General features: G+C 75.0%; 15 protein-coding genes. 4 read left to right on the top strand and 11 right to left on the bottom strand.

The genetic code is table 11. The features are described 5' to 3' along the window. Positions 1 to 27: 27 nt before the first annotated feature. The 3 genes from AB0953_RS01775 to AB0953_RS01765 form a co-directional block, all read right to left on the bottom strand. The gene (locus tag AB0953_RS01775) at positions 28 to 594 is read right to left on the bottom strand and encodes a DUF4240 domain-containing protein (RefSeq protein ID WP_366857364.1); all 567 of its coding nucleotides are present in this window, start codon (positions 592 to 594) and stop codon (positions 28 to 30) included. 28 nt (positions 595 to 622) lie between these two features. Further along, positions 623 to 1,426, bottom strand: coding sequence for a hypothetical protein (locus tag AB0953_RS01770; protein ID WP_366857363.1), 804 nt, complete (start codon positions 1,424 to 1,426; stop codon positions 623 to 625). A 163-nt stretch (positions 1,427 to 1,589) separates the two neighbouring features. After that, a complete protein-coding gene (locus tag AB0953_RS01765; protein WP_366857362.1) occupies positions 1,590 to 2,363 on the bottom strand; it encodes a carbon-nitrogen family hydrolase in 774 nt (257 codons plus the stop codon). 149 nt (positions 2,364 to 2,512) lie between these two features. Here AB0953_RS01765 and AB0953_RS01760 point away from each other — a divergent pair, with 149 nt between their 5' ends. Beyond that, positions 2,513 to 3,343 carry a maleylpyruvate isomerase family mycothiol-dependent enzyme gene (locus AB0953_RS01760; RefSeq protein WP_366857361.1) on the top strand — a complete coding sequence of 277 codons (831 nt, stop codon included), beginning with the start codon at positions 2,513 to 2,515 and terminating at the stop codon, positions 3,341 to 3,343. Here AB0953_RS01760 and AB0953_RS01755 read toward each other — a convergent pair. Further along, positions 3,333 to 4,694 (bottom strand): MFS transporter, encoded by a 1,362-nt coding sequence (locus AB0953_RS01755; protein ID WP_366857360.1) that lies wholly within the window; start codon positions 4,692 to 4,694, stop codon positions 3,333 to 3,335. The two genes, AB0953_RS01760 and AB0953_RS01755, sit on opposite strands and share 11 nt — an antisense overlap. Next, a complete protein-coding gene (locus AB0953_RS01750) occupies positions 4,691 to 5,374 on the bottom strand; it encodes a GntR family transcriptional regulator (RefSeq protein ID WP_366857359.1) in 684 nt (227 codons plus the stop codon). The genes AB0953_RS01755 and AB0953_RS01750 overlap by 4 nt, the downstream gene beginning before the upstream one ends. A 145-nt stretch (positions 5,375 to 5,519) precedes the next feature. Here AB0953_RS01750 and AB0953_RS01745 point away from each other — a divergent pair, with 145 nt between their 5' ends. Continuing rightward, positions 5,520 to 6,749 carry a DUF418 domain-containing protein gene (locus AB0953_RS01745; protein WP_366857358.1) on the top strand — a complete coding sequence of 410 codons (1,230 nt, stop codon included), beginning with the start codon at positions 5,520 to 5,522 and terminating at the stop codon, positions 6,747 to 6,749. Here AB0953_RS01745 and AB0953_RS01740 read toward each other — a convergent pair. The 5 genes from AB0953_RS01740 to AB0953_RS01720 all read right to left on the bottom strand — a co-directional run bounded on the left by AB0953_RS01740 (position 6,706) and on the right by AB0953_RS01720 (position 12,783). Next, entirely contained in the window at positions 6,706 to 7,077 is a 372-nt protein-coding gene (locus tag AB0953_RS01740; RefSeq protein ID WP_366857357.1) for a hypothetical protein, read from the bottom strand. The two genes, AB0953_RS01745 and AB0953_RS01740, sit on opposite strands and share 44 nt — an antisense overlap. A 21-nt stretch (positions 7,078 to 7,098) precedes the next feature. Beyond that, positions 7,099 to 9,012 (bottom strand): C1 family peptidase, encoded by a 1,914-nt coding sequence (locus AB0953_RS01735; RefSeq protein ID WP_366857356.1) that lies wholly within the window; start codon positions 9,010 to 9,012, stop codon positions 7,099 to 7,101. A 231-nt stretch (positions 9,013 to 9,243) separates the two neighbouring features. Next, the gene (locus tag AB0953_RS01730; protein WP_366857355.1) at positions 9,244 to 10,740 is read right to left on the bottom strand and encodes an MFS transporter; all 1,497 of its coding nucleotides are present in this window, start codon (positions 10,738 to 10,740) and stop codon (positions 9,244 to 9,246) included. Between the two features lie 215 nt (positions 10,741 to 10,955). Next, positions 10,956 to 11,939, bottom strand: a complete 984-nt coding sequence (locus AB0953_RS01725; RefSeq protein ID WP_366857354.1) for an NADPH:quinone reductase — start codon at positions 11,937 to 11,939, stop codon at positions 10,956 to 10,958. Between the two features lie 265 nt (positions 11,940 to 12,204). Continuing rightward, the gene (locus AB0953_RS01720) at positions 12,205 to 12,783 is read right to left on the bottom strand and encodes an NADPH-dependent FMN reductase (RefSeq protein ID WP_366857353.1); all 579 of its coding nucleotides are present in this window, start codon (positions 12,781 to 12,783) and stop codon (positions 12,205 to 12,207) included. A gap of 237 nt (positions 12,784 to 13,020) precedes the next feature. Here AB0953_RS01720 and AB0953_RS01715 point away from each other — a divergent pair, with 237 nt between their 5' ends. After that, positions 13,021 to 13,947, top strand: coding sequence for a pirin family protein (locus AB0953_RS01715; protein WP_366857352.1), 927 nt, complete (start codon positions 13,021 to 13,023; stop codon positions 13,945 to 13,947). A gap of 290 nt (positions 13,948 to 14,237) precedes the next feature. Here AB0953_RS01715 and AB0953_RS01710 read toward each other — a convergent pair whose 3' ends face one another. Then, the gene (locus AB0953_RS01710; RefSeq protein ID WP_366857351.1) at positions 14,238 to 14,891 is read right to left on the bottom strand and encodes a TetR/AcrR family transcriptional regulator; all 654 of its coding nucleotides are present in this window, start codon (positions 14,889 to 14,891) and stop codon (positions 14,238 to 14,240) included. Positions 14,892 to 15,097: 206 nt separating this feature from the next. Here AB0953_RS01710 and AB0953_RS01705 point away from each other — a divergent pair, with 206 nt between their 5' ends. Then, positions 15,098 to 15,649, top strand: coding sequence for an SRPBCC family protein (locus AB0953_RS01705; RefSeq protein WP_366857350.1), 552 nt, complete (start codon positions 15,098 to 15,100; stop codon positions 15,647 to 15,649). Positions 15,650 to 15,821: the final 172 nt, after the last annotated feature.

Genomic DNA, 15,821 nt, shown 5'->3' with positions numbered 1-15,821 from the left:
GCTTGCCATTCACGTATGAACGGCGGATCAACAGCTCTCCGGGCCCGGGCGGCTCGGGTACACCGGCGGGCTCTGGTCGAACAGGGCGGTCAGGCGGGGGAGGCGGGCCGCGGTTTCCGTGGTGTCGTCGAAGTCGAAGGACCAGGCCGGATCCAGGGGCGGGTAGCCGATGGTGAAGGAGTCCGCCGGGAGTTCGCGGCCCGTGGCCTCGGTGTACGCGGTCCAGGCGATCGACAGGGCCTGCTCGTCCCACAGCTCCAGGCCGTCGGCCGCCGCCTCGCGGACCGCGGGGTGGTCGGCCAGGGAGTCCGGGTCGGCCAGGGCCCGGGTGAAGGCCTCCTCTCCCTGGGTCAGCAGCCAGCCGCGGAAGTAGTCGAAGCCGTCGTCCGAGCAGCCGCCGTTGATCACGTACGCCGCGGCCCACAGCGGGCTGCGGTACGACTCGGCCAGCAGGTCCCACAGCACCTGCTGGGCGGCGGCGATCTCGGCCGCGGGCCGCAGGGCCAGCAGGCGGGCCGCGCGCTCCGCGACCCCGTCCGGCCCGGCGTCGGCGCGGGCCGACTCGATCAGCTTCCAGAACGTCTGCTTGTCCATGCGGCGAGCCTCGCACCCGCCTCTGACATCAGGCCGCCAGGAAAGAGGCGAGGGACCGGGTCAGGGCCGTGACGAAGGCGTCGCGGGTGTCGGGCGGGAGGAGGTCCAGGGACAGGTACGGGTTCAGGTCCTCCAGCTCGACCAGGAGGAGCTCCCCGGACGGGGCCCGGCAGGCGTCGACCCGCTGGATGCCGTGGTCGAGGGTGTTCCAGGCGATGAAGGAGCGCGCGAAGTCCAGGTCGGCCGCGGTCGGCTCGTACGGGCGCAGCTCCCAGCGGCGGGCCGGGTCGGGGGCGTACAGGGCGTACTGGAAGGCGTCGTCGACGAAGTAGAAGGACACCTCGTACGCGAAGTCGATCTTCGGCTGGATCAGGACCGCGCCGGCCGGGCCGGCGGGCTCGGCGGTGAACTCCAGGCCTATGGAGTCCGCCCCCTGCTTGGGCTTCACCGCGTACAGCGGGACCTGCGGGAGCCGGTCGAGGTGCGCCGGGTCGTCGACGGTCGGGATGACCGGCAGGCCGGCGGCGGTCAGGTCGAGGAGGTACTGCTTGCCCGCCATGTCCCCGCGGCCGGTCAGGGGGTTGTAGACGCGGGTCCCGGCGGCGAGGGCGGCGGCGCGGAAGCGGTCGTACGCGTCCTGGTAGTGCAGGACGGGGCCGCTGTTGCGGACGACGACGGCCTCGAAGGCGCCCATCAGGCCGGCCGCGTCGAGCGGGTGGCACAGGGCCAGCGGGAAGCGGTCGCGCAGCCGGGAGGTGAGGAAGGTGTCCTCGTCGCCGTACCGGCGGCCGCGCGCCGGGTACGCCAGGTCGGTCACGTAGAGCAGGGCCATGGGAGGAAGGTATCCCCCGAGGTCGTTCCCGGGGCGGCTCCCGGAGGCGTCCCCGACCTCCCTCCGCCCCCTCCCGTCCCACCCGTCCGGCGACCCGCCCGGGTCGCCCCGCCCGGGTCGCCCCGCCCGAGTCGCCGGACGGGGCGCCGGCTCCGGGCGGCGGCTACAGGCGGCGGTCCTTCAGGGCCGGGAACTGCTCGCGGGTCTCGGCGACCCTGGCGGGATCGAGCTCGACGGTGAGGACGTCCTCGCCGGGGCCCGCCTCGGCGAGGACCTCGCCCCAGGGGTCGACCACCAGGCTGTGGCCGGCCTGTTCGACGCCCGCGTGGGTGCCGGCCAGGGCGCAGGCCAGGACGTACGCCTGGTCCTCGACGGCGCGCGCCCGGTTGAGCAGGGTCCAGTGGGCCCGGCGCCGGGCGGGCCAGCCGGCGGCCACGACCAGCGTGGTGGCCCCCGCGTCGACCAGGCCGCGGAACAGCTCGGGGAAGCGCAGGTCGTAGCAGGTGGCGATGCCGAGGGTCTGCTCGGGCAGCGCCACGGTGGTCAGGGTGTCGCCGGCGGACATCAGCACGGCCTCGCCCTGGTCGAAGCCGAAGCGGTGGATCTTGCGGTACGTGGCGGCCAGCTCGCCGGCCGGGGAGAGGGTGAGGGCGGTGTTGTAGAGGGAGCCGTCGCCGGCGCGCTCGACGATCGAGCCGGCGTGCAGCCAGACCCCGGCGTCGCTCGCCGCCTTGGACATCGCATCGAAGGTGGGTCCGTCCAGCGGTTCGGCCTCGGTCTCGAACTGCTCGTAGGCGAAGGCGCCCACGGTCCACAGTTCGGGCAGCACGACGAGGTCCGCGCCCGCCTGCTCCCGTACGAGATCGGCCACCCGGGACCGCCGGTGGGACACCGACTCCCCGTCCGTCACCGCGATTTGGATCAGTGAGGCGCGCACACTACCACCGTTCTGGCATTGAAGCCGTCAACTCGGCCTACGATCGTCACCCGAAAGCACTGCCGGGGTACTCACCGGCAGCGTAGTTTGGGAATCAGTCCACACGCTTCCGTGAAAACGCGCCACTGAACAGCACGCGAGGGGTCCCGTTGACCGTCCATCCGCATCCCAGCCTCCAGCCCTATGCCGAAGCGTGGACGCATTCCATCGAGGCGATATCCGAGCTGGTCCTCCCCCTGACGGAGGGCGAGTGGAACCGGGCGACGCCGTGCCCCGGCTGGTCGGTGCGCGATGTCGTGTCACACGTCATCGGCATAGAGACCGAGATGCTCGGCGATCCGCGGCCGATCCACACGCTGCCGCGGGATCTGCGGCACGTGGTGGACGAGTTCACCCGGTACATGGAGGTCCAGGTCGACGTCCGGCGCCACCACACGGCGCCGGAGATGACCTCCGAGCTGGAGTACACGGTCATCCGGCGGTCGCGCCAGCTGCGCAACGAGAAGCGGGACCCGGCCACGCTGGTGCGCGGCCCGCTCGGCGACCAGATCACCCTGGAACTCGCGACGCGGCTGCGCGCGTTCGACGTGTGGATCCACGAGCAGGACCTGCGGGCGGCGCTCGGCGTGCCGGGCAACTGGGACTCACCCGGGGCGTACGTGGCGCGGGACGTGCTGTTGTCGGGCCTGCCGAAGGTGGTCGCCAAGCTGGCGGGGGCGCCCGCCCACTCGACGGTCGTCATCGACGTGCACGGGCCGGTGGAGTTCCTGCGGACGGTACGGGTCGATGGCGACGGGCAGGGCTCGATCGACGCCACGCCCTCGCTCGGACCGGCCGTGACGCTGGCGATGGACTGGGAGACGTACGTCCGGCTGGCGGCGGGCCGGGTCCGGCCGCACGCGGTGGCCGACCGGGTGAAGGTGGAGGGCGACCGGGAGCTGGCGGAGGCGATCCTGGCGCACTTCGCGGTCACCCCGTAGGGCGGCCCTGCGCGCAGGCCGCGGCGGCCCGGGCGGCCGCCGGTCCGCCGTCGGCGGCGGCGCCCCGCGCGCGGTGGTGCTCCCGCTCGCGCTCCCGGCCGAGCGCGGCCCCGCGCAGCCGCAGGATCTGGGCGAGGCCGAGGAGTTCGACGGCGAAGACGGACGAGAAGGCGATCCGGTAGTCGTCGCCGGTGGCGTCCAGCAGGACGCCGACCGCCAGCAGCGTGGTCATCGAGGCGAGGAAGCCGCCCATGTTGGTGATGCCGGAGGCGGTGCCCTGCCGTTCGGGCGGGTTCGCGGGGCGCGCGAAGTCGAAGCCGATCATCGAGGCGGGCCCGCAGGTGCCCAGCACCACGCACAGCGCGGCCAGCAGCCACATCGGCGCCCGCTGGCCCGGGTAGGCCAGGACCGACCCCCACAGCGCGGCGGTCAGCCCGACGGTGCCGAGGGCCAGCGGGATCCGGGCGGCCTGGCGGCGGCCGATGATCTGGCCGTAGACCAGGCCGAAGCCCATGTTCGAGGCGACGACGAGGGTCAGCAGCCCGGCCGCGGTGGTCCGCTGCAGCCCCTGCGCCTCGACCAGGAAGGGCATGCCCCACAGCAACAGGAACACCATCGCCGGGAACTGGGTCGTGAAGTGCACCCACAGCCCGAGCCGGGTGCCGGGTTCGCGCCAGGAGTCCCGTATCCGGCTGCGGACGAAGCCCGCCCCGCCGGCGGCCGGCGCCGCCGGGGCCGGCTCGTGGCCCTCCGGGTGGTCGCGCAGGAACAGCACCAGCGGGACGAGCACCAGCAGCCCGGCCGCCGCACTGCCCGCGAAGGCGGGGACCCAGCCGAAGCCGTGCAGGACGGGCGCGAGGACGAGGGTGGAGACCAGGTTGCCGGCCATGCCGACCAGGCCCGCGAGCTGGGCCATCAGCGGCCCGCGCCGGGCCGGGAACCAGCGGGTGCCCAATCGCAGGACGGAGATGAAGGTCATCGCGTCGCCGCAGCCGAGGAGGGCGCGGGCGGCGAGCGCCGTCCCGTACGTCGGCGAGAGCGCGAAGCCGACCTGTCCGGCGGTGAACAGCACCGCGCCGAGCGTCAGCACCCGCTTGGTGCCGAGCCGGTCCACCATCAGGCCGACGGGGACCTGCATGCCGGCGTAGACGAGCAGTTGGAGCAGGGAGAACGTGGACAGGGCGGAGGCGTTGACGTGGAAGCGGTCCGCGGCCTCGAGTCCGGCCACGCCCAGGCTCGTACGGAAGATGACCGCGACGAAGTAGACGGCGACGCCGATGCACCAGACGGCGACCGCCCGCCGGCCGCCCGGCGGGTCCTCGGTGGCGGGCCCGGTCGCCGGGCCCGTCATCGGACCGGCCCCCGCACCAGTTCGCCGACCCGGCCCACGTGGCCCCGTACGGCCGCGGCCGCCGCCTCGGCGTCGCCGGCGCGCAGCGCGTCCAGGATCTCGGCGTGTTCGGCGAGGGTCCGCTCGATCCGCTCGGGGTGGGCGTGCAGCAGGGCCACGCCCATGCGCAGCTGCCGGTCGCGGAGCTGGTCGTACAGGCGGGCCAGGATCTGGTTGCCGGCGGTGCGCACGATCTCGGCGTGGAAGCAGCGGTCGGCGGTGGTCATCGCGGCGAGGTCCCCCTCATCGGCGTGCCGGCGCTGCTCCTCCAGCAGGTGGGCGAGCCGCTCCAGCAGGGCGGGCGAGGCGGGCACGGCCCTGCGGACGGTGAACTCCTCGACCAGCAGCCGGGTTTCGACGACGTCGGCGATCTCCTGCACGGAGACCGGCAGGACCAGCGCGCCCTTCTTCGGGTACAGCTTCAGCAGCCCCTCGGTCTCCAGGCGCAGCAGCGCCTCGCGCACCGGCGTGCGGGAGACCCCGACGGCCTCGGCGAGCCCGCCCTCGGTGAGGAGGGCGCCGCCCTCGTAGCGGCGCTCCAGGACGCCCTGTTTGACGTGCCGGTAGACGCGGTCGGCGGCGGTCGGGGCGGCAGCGGCGGCGGGGGCCGCACGAAGCGCGGCGAGGGGCGGGGCGGACATGCGCACAGCATAGATACATGAGGGATGCACACGTTCCCGGGTCCAGGATGCGGACCCCGGACCCCGGCCGCTGCATCCAAGGATGTACCGCGGCCTCGTCCGGCCGCAGGACGCAACCGCCGCGGTGCGCCGGGACGCTGGATGAATGGCCCACACCACCCTTCCCGGCAGCAGCGGTACGGGCCCGGCCGCCCGGCCGGCGGCCGCCGACCGGATCCCGCTCCTGGACGTCCTGCGCGGCGCCGCCATCCTCGGCACGCTCATGACCAACGTCTGGATCTTCGCCTCGCCCGGTTCCGAGGCGAGCGTGCTCCGCGGCGGCCTGGCCCTGCCCGACCCGCTCTCCGACCCGTCCCCGGCCACCGTGGCCGAGGCCGTCTTCCGCTTCCTCGCCGACGGCAAGTTCCTCTCCCTCCTGACGATCCTGTTCGGGGTGGGGCTGGCCATCCAGTACGACTCCGCCGCGCGCCGCGGCGAGCCCTGGCCCGGCCGCTACCCGCGGCGGGCCGCGTTCCTCCTCCTGGAGGGGACCGTCCACTTCGTCCTCGTCTTCGCCTGGGACGTGCTGATGGGGTACGCGGTCACCGCGCTGCTCACGGCCTGGCTGCTGGCCCGCTCCGAGCGGGTGCGGCGGGTGGCGATGTGGACCGCGGGCAGCCTCCACCTGGCCCTCGTCGGGCTGGTCACCGTGGCGGACCTGGCCGGACCCGACGCCGGCCCCGAGGCGCCCGACGCGGCTGCCGTCGCGCTCTACGCCCACGGCGGCTACCCCGACCAGATCCGCTTCCGCCTCGAGCACGCCCTCGCCCTGCGCATCGAGCCCGTCTTCTCCTTCGGCCTGCTCGTGTTCCTGTTCCTGCTCGGCGTGCGGCTGTACCGGGCCGGCGCCTTCGCCCCGACCGCCGCCGGCCACCGCATCCGGGTCCGGATGGCCGCCTGGGGGCTGGGCCTGGGCCTGCCGCTGGGGGCCGCCGCCGCGCTCGGCGGGCCGGACCTCTTCGTGCTGGGCCGCTACGGTCTGGCCCCGCTGATCGCCCTCGGCTACATCGGCCTGATCGGCTGCCTCCTCGACCGCTGCCCGGCCCTCCCCGGGGCCGCCGCCCTCGGCCGCATCGGCCGCACCGCCCTCTCCTCCTACGTGGGCCAGAACCTGCTGTGCATGCTGCTCTGCTACGGGATCGGGCTGGGCCTCGCCGACCGGTTCGCAGGGAGCGGCCCCTGGTGGGTGATGGGGCTGTGGGCGGCGGTCTCGCTCGCCCTGGCCGCCGGGTCCCGGCTGTGGCTGCGCCGATACGCGCGGGGACCGCTGGAGGCCGTGCAGCACCGGGCGCTCACGGCGCGGGCGGGGCGGGCGGGGCGGGCGGACCGGCGGTGACCTCCACCTCCAGGACGAGCTCGTCGTACGGGGCCTCCTGCGGGTAGGGCGGGCGGACCTGCGCGAAGCGGATCCGGGCCCGCCCGCCCGGGCGGCGGCCCGTGACCACGTACGTCCGCTCCAGCGGTGCGCCGGGCAGCTGCGGCGGCCCGGGCGGACCCGCCGCGGACGGCCCCGGGACCGGGCCCGGCCCCGGCCCCGGGGCGACCGCCACCGCGGCCGTGTCGCCGGTGACCTGCCAGGTCCACACGTAGCCGAGCGCGCCGCGCCCGGCGAGCCGCACCTCGTACGACGCGCCGGCGGCGAGGACCACCCTGCGCTCCTCCACCCGCTGCGGCTCCTTCCCGGCTCAGGCGGGCCCGATCACGGCCCCCTCGTGCCAGCCCGCGCCGTCGCGCCAGTAGTGCTGCAGCATGCGGTCGGTGCGCAGCACGACGACCTCCAGGTTGAACCCGAAGCTGCCCTGCAGCATCCCGGTGACGGCGAGCACGTCGTGCCCGAAGACCGCGCTGCGGCTCCACCCCGCGCCCGAGGCGTTGCCCCGCCACCAGTGCTCGACCCGCCCGCCGGACACCGCCACGCACAGCTCGTAGTTCCCGGCGGTGTCCTCGTCCGCGGCCCCGTACTGGGCCTCGATCAGGCAGGGCGCGGAGGTGGCGCCGCTGCCGAAGACCTCCCCGGGCCGCCAGGCGAAGCCGTTCGGGTCGTCGCGCCACCACAGCTGCATCCGGCCGTCCGTACGGGTGGCGACCAGGTCGAGGTGGCGGCTGCGGGTCTGGACGAGGGCGGGCCCGAAGTGGGCGATGCCCGAGGCGAAGCGGCCGCCGTCGTTCCAGGTCCAGGGTGCGCCGTTGATGCGCCACCAGTGGTTCAGGCGGCCGTCGGCGGTGCGCACGACCACCTCGAAGTTGCCCGGCTTGCCGTAGTCGCTCTGGATGAAGGCGGGGGTCGAGCCGGGTGCCGCGTCGCCGGGGCCGAAGGCGCCGCCGTCGCGCCAGGTGCCGGCGGACTGCTCGTAGTACCAGTGGCGCAGCCGGCCGCCGGTCGTCACGTGCAGGGACTCCATGTTGCGGTTGTAGGTGGTGCCGGTGAAGGCGGGCTGGCCGCAGGCGTCGCCGGCGAAGACCGCGGCGCGCGTCCACGCGAAGGGGGCGTCTCCCTCGCGCCACCAGTGCTGGAGGCGGCCGCCGGCGGTGGTGGCGAGCAGCTCGAAGTTGCGGTGGGCGCGGCCGTTGCCGCTCTCGTAGACGTTGCCCGTGTGCAGGCGGCGCTTGCTCCACGGGTCGACGTTGGTGCCGCGCAGGCCGCACTTGGCCCAGTAGTCGATGTTGACCTCGCCGTAGGCGATCCGGCCGTGGCCGCCGACGTGGTAGCCGGTCCCCCAGGAGTTCTTGAACAGCCAGCAGCCGGCCGCGTCGTCGTAGCCGGTGATCAGCACGCAGTGGCCGCCCGCGAGGCGGTCGCTGGTGCGGTGGTAGACGCCCGAGCCGAGACCGAAGAAGTCGTCGTACACGTCGAAGCAGGCGGTGAGCGGGCCGACGGTGTCGAGCCACACCTTCTGCTGCTCCACGTCGCCGAGCCGGACGTAGTCGGCGATGCGGACGGTGCGCCCGGAGCGGTCCCAGCTGGGGGTGTACTCGGCGCGCCAGCCGTCGCGGCGGTCGGCGGGGACGGAGGGCGGGGGCGGGGAGTACGGCCAGCAGTCCGGGTCGGCGAGGCCCCCGTTGGCCTTGATCCAGTCCAGGGCGGTCTCCGGGTTGGAGCCCTGGCCGCAGGTGAAGCGCAGCCCGTCGTGGACGTCGCCCTCGGAGCGCTCGGCCCACACGCCGTGCTCGATCCGGGCCATGGACTCCACCAGGGCGGTGGCGCCGAACGCCCAGCAGGAGCCGCAGGGGTTCTGGTCCTTGACCTTCGTGATCCACGGCCGGCCCCAGCGGACCCGCCAGTCCACGGCGGCGGGCCGGGCCGTGGCGGTGCGCGTGGCGGCGGCCGGGCCCGCGGTGCCGGGCAGCAGGCCGTGCGCGGCCCGGCGGCGGGTCAGGTGCGGATTGCCGCTCGGGTGGCCGAGGAGCGCGCGCAGATCGAGAGGGGCGGCCTCGTGCGCCGGCGTCAGGTTCGCCCCCGGCTCCATGCCGAGCGGGGGGCGGGGTACGGGCTCGTCGTCGGCGAGGTGCTCGAGCACCGTCCAGCGCGCCCCCCGCTGCGCGAGCTGCGCGCGCAGTTCCCCTGCGGTTTGGATCGGCTCGACAGACTGCTCCGGCATGGCGGCCCCCCAGCTGCACCCGTTTGGATCGAGACCGCGGGAGCGTCCACCTGGTACGGCCGGGCGTCAAGGGGGTGGGCACGGTCGCGCCGTCGCGCGGAGGGTCGTACGGGGGCGGCCGGGACCGTGCCGGCTCGTCCGGCCCCGCCGGCGCGCGCGGGGGCCCCGGACGACGTCCGGGGGAGGGTCCGGGCCCGGCCCGGTGCCTCCACCCCGGCCTGCCCCCCTTGGTCAGGCCGGAGTGGAGGAGCGCTGCGCCGGCCGGGCGGCGGTGGCGGCCGCGGACACGGCGGCCACCGCGGCCGCGCCCCGCCGGGCCGGGGCGAGCCCGTACAGCGCCAGGCCGATGGCGAGCACGAACACCCCGCAGGCGGCCTCGAAGGCGAAGGCGTACCCGCCGGTGGCCGCGGCCGGGTCGCCGGCGGCGAGCAGCGAGGCGGTGCGCGCGTCGGCGGCCGAGGTGATCAGGGCGAGGCTGATGGTCGGCCCGGCCAGGATCGCGGTGTTGACCACGGCGCCGGCGAGGGCGGACTGCTCCTCCGGGACCCCGGCGACGGCGCCGACGACGGCCGCGGACATCAGCGTGCCGATCCCGGCGGACAGCACGATCAGCCCGGTGAGGACGGCGGGCATCGAGCCGGTGCGCAGACCCACCGCGCCGATGAGGAACAGCCCGGCGGCGATGACCGCCAGCCCGCCCACCGCGACGGCGCGCACGCCCATGCGGGCGACGATCCGCCCGGCGACGAAGCCGACGCCCAGCAGCACCGCGCTGTACGGGACGAAGGCGAGGGCGTTCTCCAGCGCCGAGTAGCCGCGCTCCTGCTGGACGTACAGGGCGAGCAGGAAGGCGGTGCTCGCCCCGATCGCCGGGCCGAGCAGCGCGCAGACCAGGGCGGTGGCCCGGTAGCGGGAGCCGAGGAAGCCGGGCGGCAGCAGCGGTGCGCGCACCCGGCGCTGGGCGGCGGCGAAGACGGCGAGCAGGATGCCGCCGAGCGCGAGCGGGGCGAGGACCTCCGGGGCGGCCCAGCCGTGCGGGCCGACCATCACGAGCCCGTAGCCGAGGGTGGACAGCGCGAGGGTGCCCAGGACGGCGCCGAGGACGTCGACCGGGACCCGGACGGGCGCGGGGCCGGCCGGCAGGGCCCGGGGGGAGAGCACCAGGACGGCCGCGGCGACGGCGGCGAGGACGCCGAAGCTCCACCGCCAGTTCAGCCAGGCCACCAGCACCCCGCTGAGCACGATGCCGACGGCGGCGCCGAGGCTGGCCAGCAGCCCCCAGCGGGCCAGGGCGGTGGCGCGGGCGCGGCCGCCGGGGAAGACGACCCGCAGCAGGGCCATGGCGGCCGGGGCGGCGAGCGCCGCGCCGCACCCCTGCAGGAAGCGGGCGGCGAGGACGAAGGGCGAGCTGGGCGCCAGGGCCGCGGCCAGCGAGGCCAGGGCGAACAGGGCGGTTCCGCGGGAGAACAGGCGGCGCTGTCCGACGCGGTCGGTGAGCCGGCCGCCGAGCAGCAGGAGCCCGCTGAAGGCGAGGCCGTACGCGGCGCTGTCGAGGATGAGGTCGATGCGGCTGAGGCCGAGTTCCCGCTGCATGGCCGGGCCGGCGGCGAAGGTCACCGACACCGAGGCGTTCAGCAGCAGCTGCACGGCGCCGAGGAGCGCGAAGCGCACCCCCGTGCCGGACGGTTCGGTCTCCACAGGGGCCGCGGTCTGCGGGAAGTCGTCCATGCCGCGAAGTCTGGCAGCCGCTGACAGGAGGCGGAGGAGGGCTCCTGTCAGTCCGTCAGGTTCGGCGGTGACGGGGGTGCAGGGGCCGGGGGCAGCGGCGCAGGGGGTCGGCGGCCGGGCGGGCCCGGCGGGGGCGCGGTGCGTGCGGTCCGCGCGCCCCCGCCGCCGGGGCCGGCGGCCTCGGGGTCGTGGGGCGGCCGGGGCGGGCCGGTGGCCTACGACTCCTTGGGCAGCAGGACGACGCGGCTGCCGTGGAGTTCGCCGTCCTCGATGCGCCGGTGCGTCCGAGCGGCCTGCGAGAGGGGGACGCGCTCGATGGAGCGGGCCCGCAGCCGGCCGTTCGCGAGCAGGCGGTTGATGGCGACGGCCGCCTCGGCGAGTTCGGCCGTGGTGGCGTGCGAGATGACGAAGCCGGCGACGGCGCCGTCCTTCATGTAGAGCGGCCCGGCGGGCAGCACGGGCCGGGAGCGGGCGCCGGCGAGGAGGACGATGCGGCCGCGGTGGGCGAGCACCTCGACGGCGGTGGACAGGTCGTTGGTGCCGGAGGTGTCGATGTGGACGTCGATGCCGTGCGGGCTGGCCTCCCGTATGCGGGCGGCGAGTTCGGGGTCCTTGTAGTCGAGGACCTCGTCGGCGCCGAGGGCGCGGCAGTGCGCGGCGTCGCGGGCGCTCGCGGTGGCGACGACCCGGGCGCCGGCCTCGACGGCCATGGTGATCAGCGCGCTGCCCACGTTCCCGGCGGCGCCGGCGACGAGGACGGTCTCGCCGGGCCGCACCCGGCCGTGGGTGAACAGCGCGAGGTAGGCGGTGCCGGCGGGGTGCACGACGGCGACGGCCTCGGCCGCGTCCACGCCGGGCGGCAGGTGGTAGAGCCGGTCGGCCGGGACCACGGCCTGCTCGGCGGCGGCTCCCTGGCGGCCGCCGTGGCCGAGGCTGTTGCACCAGACGCGGTCGCCGACGGCGAAGCCGGGCGCGCCGGGACCGGCGGAGACGACCGTGCCGACGAGGTCGCGGGAGACGACGAAGGGGAACTCGACCGGGGTGCGGAAGAGCCCGGACCGCACGAAGGTGTCGACGGGGTTCACGGACACGGCCTCGACGTCGACCAGGACGTCGGTGGGGCCGGGGATCGGGGGGACCACGTCGCCGTACCGGATGTTCTCGGCGGGGCCCAGTTCTTCGATGAAGGCTGCACGCATGGCCCGATCCTCGCAAGGGCCCGGGCCGGGCCGGCAGCGCCCGCGGCAGGCTTCGTCACCTTCGGCGGCGGGGGGGGAGCCGGTCGAGGGGTCCGGACATGCCGAAGGGCCGCTACGGGGGTGTGAGCGGCCCTTCGGAGAGGGGGGAACAACAGGAGCTGGCGACTCCGGCCGGTGGGGGCGGTCCGGCGGTCCAGTGGCCCGGTGGCGCGGAGGCGCGGCGCCCCGGTGGCGCGGTGGCGCGGTGGCGCAGTGGCGCGGTGGATCAGACGGTGCCGTTGGCGATCGCGCGGTTCTCGCGGATCTTCTGGCCCAGCGTGGCGAGCAGCTGGTGCAGGATCTCGATGGTGGTCTCGTCCGTCAGGTTGCCGGCCTCGTCGAAGCGCTCGTTGGCGCGGAAGATGCACAGCTCGGGCTTGCCGACGACCTTGGAGTCCGTCCACAGGAAGGACTGGCGCAGGGACAGCTGGGCGCGGACGGTGCCGAAGTTGGTCGGCGCGGCGCCGGCGATCGCGATCGGCTTGCCGGTCAGCGAGGAGTTCAGCGCCGGACGGCTCGCCCAGTCGAGGGCGTTCTTCAGGACGCCGGGGACGCCGTAGTTGTACTCGGGGGTGGCGATGAAGAGGCCGTCGGCCTCGATGATGCGGCGGCGCAGGTCGGCCACGGCGACGGGGGCGGGGTCGACGTCGTGGTCGGTGTCGTAGGGCGGGATGTCGCGCAGGCCCTCGTAGATCTCGATGTCGAGGTCACCGGGGGCGAACTTCTGCGCGGCGCGCACGAGGGCGGTGTTGTACGAGCCCTCGCGGAGGCTGCCGGAGATGGCGAGGATCTTGAGCTGAGACATGGACGGTCCTTCCGCAGGGGCTGCGAGGTGGCGTCAGTGGATGACCAGGAGTCTGGCCGGGCCGGGGATGCGCCTACAACCGCGCGAGGCGGTATCTGTCATCTGTCGGCGGGAGTTGGGCACGGGACCGTGCGCGGGATGTGGCCGGACCCCCTTCCCCTTCACCTGAACTGAACTGTATAGTTCATGTCATCGACGGGACACGACCCGCTCCGCACGACGAGAGAAGGCAGCATCATGACCACGCTCGGCCCTGCCATCGCCGCCCCCGGCGGCCGCCCCGCCACCGCCGCGCCCTCCCCCGCGGCGGCCCGCTCGGTGGTCGACGTCCTCCAGCCGCTGCACACCCTCGAGGGCGAGGGCTTCCCCGTGCGCCGCCCCTTCCCGACGCCGCAGATCCCGCAGCTGGACCCCTTCCTGATGGTCGACCAGGTCGGGCCGGTGGACCTCGGCCCGGGCGAGCCCAAGGGCGCCCCGGACCACCCGCACCGCGGCTTCGAGACCATCGCGTACGTCCTGGAGGGCGACATCGAGTACGCCGACTCCACCGGCAGCCGCGGCGTCGTGCCGCCGGGAGCCGTCCAGTGGCTGACGGCCGGTGCGGGCGTGGTCCACTCCGCCCAGCCCACCGACGCCTTCCGGGCCCGCGGCGGCCTCCAGCACAACCTGCAGATCTGGGTGAACCTCCCGGCGGCGCTCAAGGGGCTGCGCCCGCGCACGCAGAACGCGACCGCGGAACAGATCCCGGTGGTCCGCAAGCCCGACGGCTCCTGGTTCAAGGTCATCGCGGGCACGGCGCACGGCGCCACCGGCCCCTTCGAGACGCAGGTCCCGGTGACCGTCGTCCACGCCTCCGTCGCGCCGGGCGAGAGCGCCGAACTGCCTGCCCCGGCCGGGCGCAACGCGGCCGTGTACGTCCTGTCGGGCAGCGGCGGCGTCGGCTCGGCCGAGGTGACCGACGGCGAGCTGGCCGTCCTCGCCGACGACGGGGACACGGTCACGCTGACCGGCGGCCCGATCGGCGCGGACTTCCTCTTCCTGAGCGGCGAGCCGATCGGCGAACCGGTCGTCCGCAGCGGCCCGTTCGTGATGAACACCGCCGAGGAGATCGAGCAGGCCTTCGACGACTACGCGGCGGACCGCCTCGGCCGCTACGAGGACTGACCCGCCCCCGCACCCCTGCCACCGCCCAGCCCCGCGCCCCGTGCACCACGGCGCGGGGCGGTCGGCGTGCCCGCGGCCGGGCGGGGCCCGACGGCCCGCACGCAGCGCCGCGGCGGCGCCGACGGACCGGCCCGGCGGGGCCCCGGCCGGGCGCGGGACCTCCCGCCCCGCCCGGACGCGCCCCCGCCGCGCCGAGTCGGCGGCGGGAGAGCGGCGCACGCCGGGCGGAGCGGGCCACGCGATGCGGGCCACGGCCTGCGGGCCGCGCGCTGCGGATGACGCCCGGCGGCCTACGGGTTGACGCCGTACTGGTTCAGGAACATGTCCACGCCGCCCTGGAGGAGGCGTTCACGGAGGTCCTCGTCCAGGGTCGTGCCGTACACGCCGTAGACCAGGTGGGGGGAGAGGACCAGCCCCGAGAGCTGGAGGACGGCCAGTTCCATGTCCGGGATGCGCAGCAGGCCGCGCTCGTCCAGGCGGCCCAGGGCGGCGGCCAGGGCGGCGTGCTGGCGGCCCGGGCCCTCCTCCTGCCACGTGTGGCCGAGTTCGGGCATGCGGTGGCGTTCGCCGGCGATGACGTTGCGCAGCGCGAGGACGTCGGGGGTGGTCAGGCCGGCGACCCAGGTGCGGCAGGCCTCCAGCAGGTCGGCGCGGACGTCGTCGGACTCGGCGAGCTTGGCCTGGATGACGGACTGGGCCACCTCCAGCGCCTCGTCGAGGGTCTGCCCGATGACGGCGTTGAACAGGTTCTCCTTGCTGCCGAAGTGGTTGTAGACGGTGACCTTGGAGACGCCCGCCTCGGCGGCGAGCTGGTCGACGCCGGCGCCGAAGCCCTCGCGCAGGAAGACCGTCCGGGCCGCGGCGAGGATGGCCTGCCGCTTGCGCGCGGCGCGTGCGCCCGTGGGGACGGGCTGGGTTTCGGCGGGGCTGGTCCGTGCGGTCATGGCGATCGATCCCTACTTCCTCGGCTGCGGGCCCAGTCTAGAACCCAACTGAACTGTACCGTTGCGTTCAATTGAACTGAACTGTATGGTTCATCTAGCCGGGCCGCGAAGCAAGGCCCCGGAAGCGGTAGTTGAAGCCCTTTCACATCCGCAGCAGCAGCCGGCAGCAGCCGGAAGCCAGCAGCAGCAGCGCAGGAGGACATCCCATGAGCGGCACCCAGACCCCCCTCTTCCGGTCCCGGGCCCAGATCCACGTCGACGCCACGCCGGCCGAGGTCTACGCCGTCGTCAGCGACCTCGCCCGCAGCGGCGAGTGGAGCCCGGAGTGCCTCGGCGGGGAGTGGACCACCGGCGCCCCCGGCGCGGTCGGCTCGGTGTTCCGCGGCGAGAACGAGCGCAGCGAGAACGTCGTCGCCTGGGCGCCGGTGGTCCGCGGCCGCTGGACGACGTACGCGGAGGTCGTCGCGGCGGTCCCCGGCGAGACCTTCCAGTGGGCCATGCACAACAGCTCGGGCGAGAAGCAGGACAGCGTCTGGGGCTTCACCATCGAGGCCGACGGCGACGGCAGCCTGCTGGTCCACCACTTCCGGATGGGCACCCCCACCGAGGGCATCCGCGGCATCACCGCCGAGATGGACGACGCGCAGAAGCAGCAGTTCTTCGCCGAGTGGGGCGACAAGGTCGCCGGCGACCTCGCCGAGACCCTCGGCCGCATCAAGGCCGTCATCGAGAAGGACCTCGTCCGCGACGAGCAGTAGGACGCCGCAGGACCCGGAGGCCCCGCAGGACCCGCAGGACCCGCAGGACCCGCAGGACCCGCAGGACCCGCAGGACCCGCAGGACCCGCAGGCCCCGCAGGACCCGCAGGCCCCGCAGGCCCCGCAGGCCCCGGAGGGACCCCGCACCACGCCCACCCGCGCCGGACCACCG

It is taken from the genome of Streptomyces sp. NPDC046866 (assembly GCF_040704625.1).
Classification (GTDB): Bacteria; Actinomycetota; Actinomycetes; order Streptomycetales; family Streptomycetaceae; genus Streptomyces.
This window is presented reverse-complemented; position numbering and strand designations above follow the sequence as displayed.

Bases quoted from the DNA above. Each gene is read 5' to 3' on its own strand.
- AB0953_RS01710 (WP_366857351.1), bottom strand. From the start codon at position 14,891: ATGACCGCACGGACCAGCCCCGCCGAAACCCAGCCCGTCCCCACGGGC.
- AB0953_RS01735 (WP_366857356.1), bottom strand. From the start codon at position 9,012: ATGCCGGAGCAGTCTGTCGAGCCGATCCAAACCGCAGGGGAACTGCGC.
- AB0953_RS01715 (WP_366857352.1), top strand. From the start codon at position 13,021: ATGACCACGCTCGGCCCTGCCATCGCCGCCCCCGGCGGCCGCCCCGCC.
- AB0953_RS01755 (WP_366857360.1), bottom strand. From the start codon at position 4,694: ATGACGGGCCCGGCGACCGGGCCCGCCACCGAGGACCCGCCGGGCGGC.
- AB0953_RS01705 (WP_366857350.1), top strand. From the start codon at position 15,098: ATGAGCGGCACCCAGACCCCCCTCTTCCGGTCCCGGGCCCAGATCCAC.
- AB0953_RS01720 (WP_366857353.1), bottom strand. From the start codon at position 12,783: ATGTCTCAGCTCAAGATCCTCGCCATCTCCGGCAGCCTCCGCGAGGGC.
- AB0953_RS01745 (WP_366857358.1), top strand. From the start codon at position 5,520: ATGGCCCACACCACCCTTCCCGGCAGCAGCGGTACGGGCCCGGCCGCC.
- AB0953_RS01770 (WP_366857363.1), bottom strand. From the start codon at position 1,426: ATGGCCCTGCTCTACGTGACCGACCTGGCGTACCCGGCGCGCGGCCGC.
- AB0953_RS01725 (WP_366857354.1), bottom strand. From the start codon at position 11,939: ATGCGTGCAGCCTTCATCGAAGAACTGGGCCCCGCCGAGAACATCCGG.
- AB0953_RS01775 (WP_366857364.1), bottom strand. From the start codon at position 594: ATGGACAAGCAGACGTTCTGGAAGCTGATCGAGTCGGCCCGCGCCGAC.
- AB0953_RS01730 (WP_366857355.1), bottom strand. From the start codon at position 10,740: ATGGACGACTTCCCGCAGACCGCGGCCCCTGTGGAGACCGAACCGTCC.
- AB0953_RS01750 (WP_366857359.1), bottom strand. From the start codon at position 5,374: ATGTCCGCCCCGCCCCTCGCCGCGCTTCGTGCGGCCCCCGCCGCCGCT.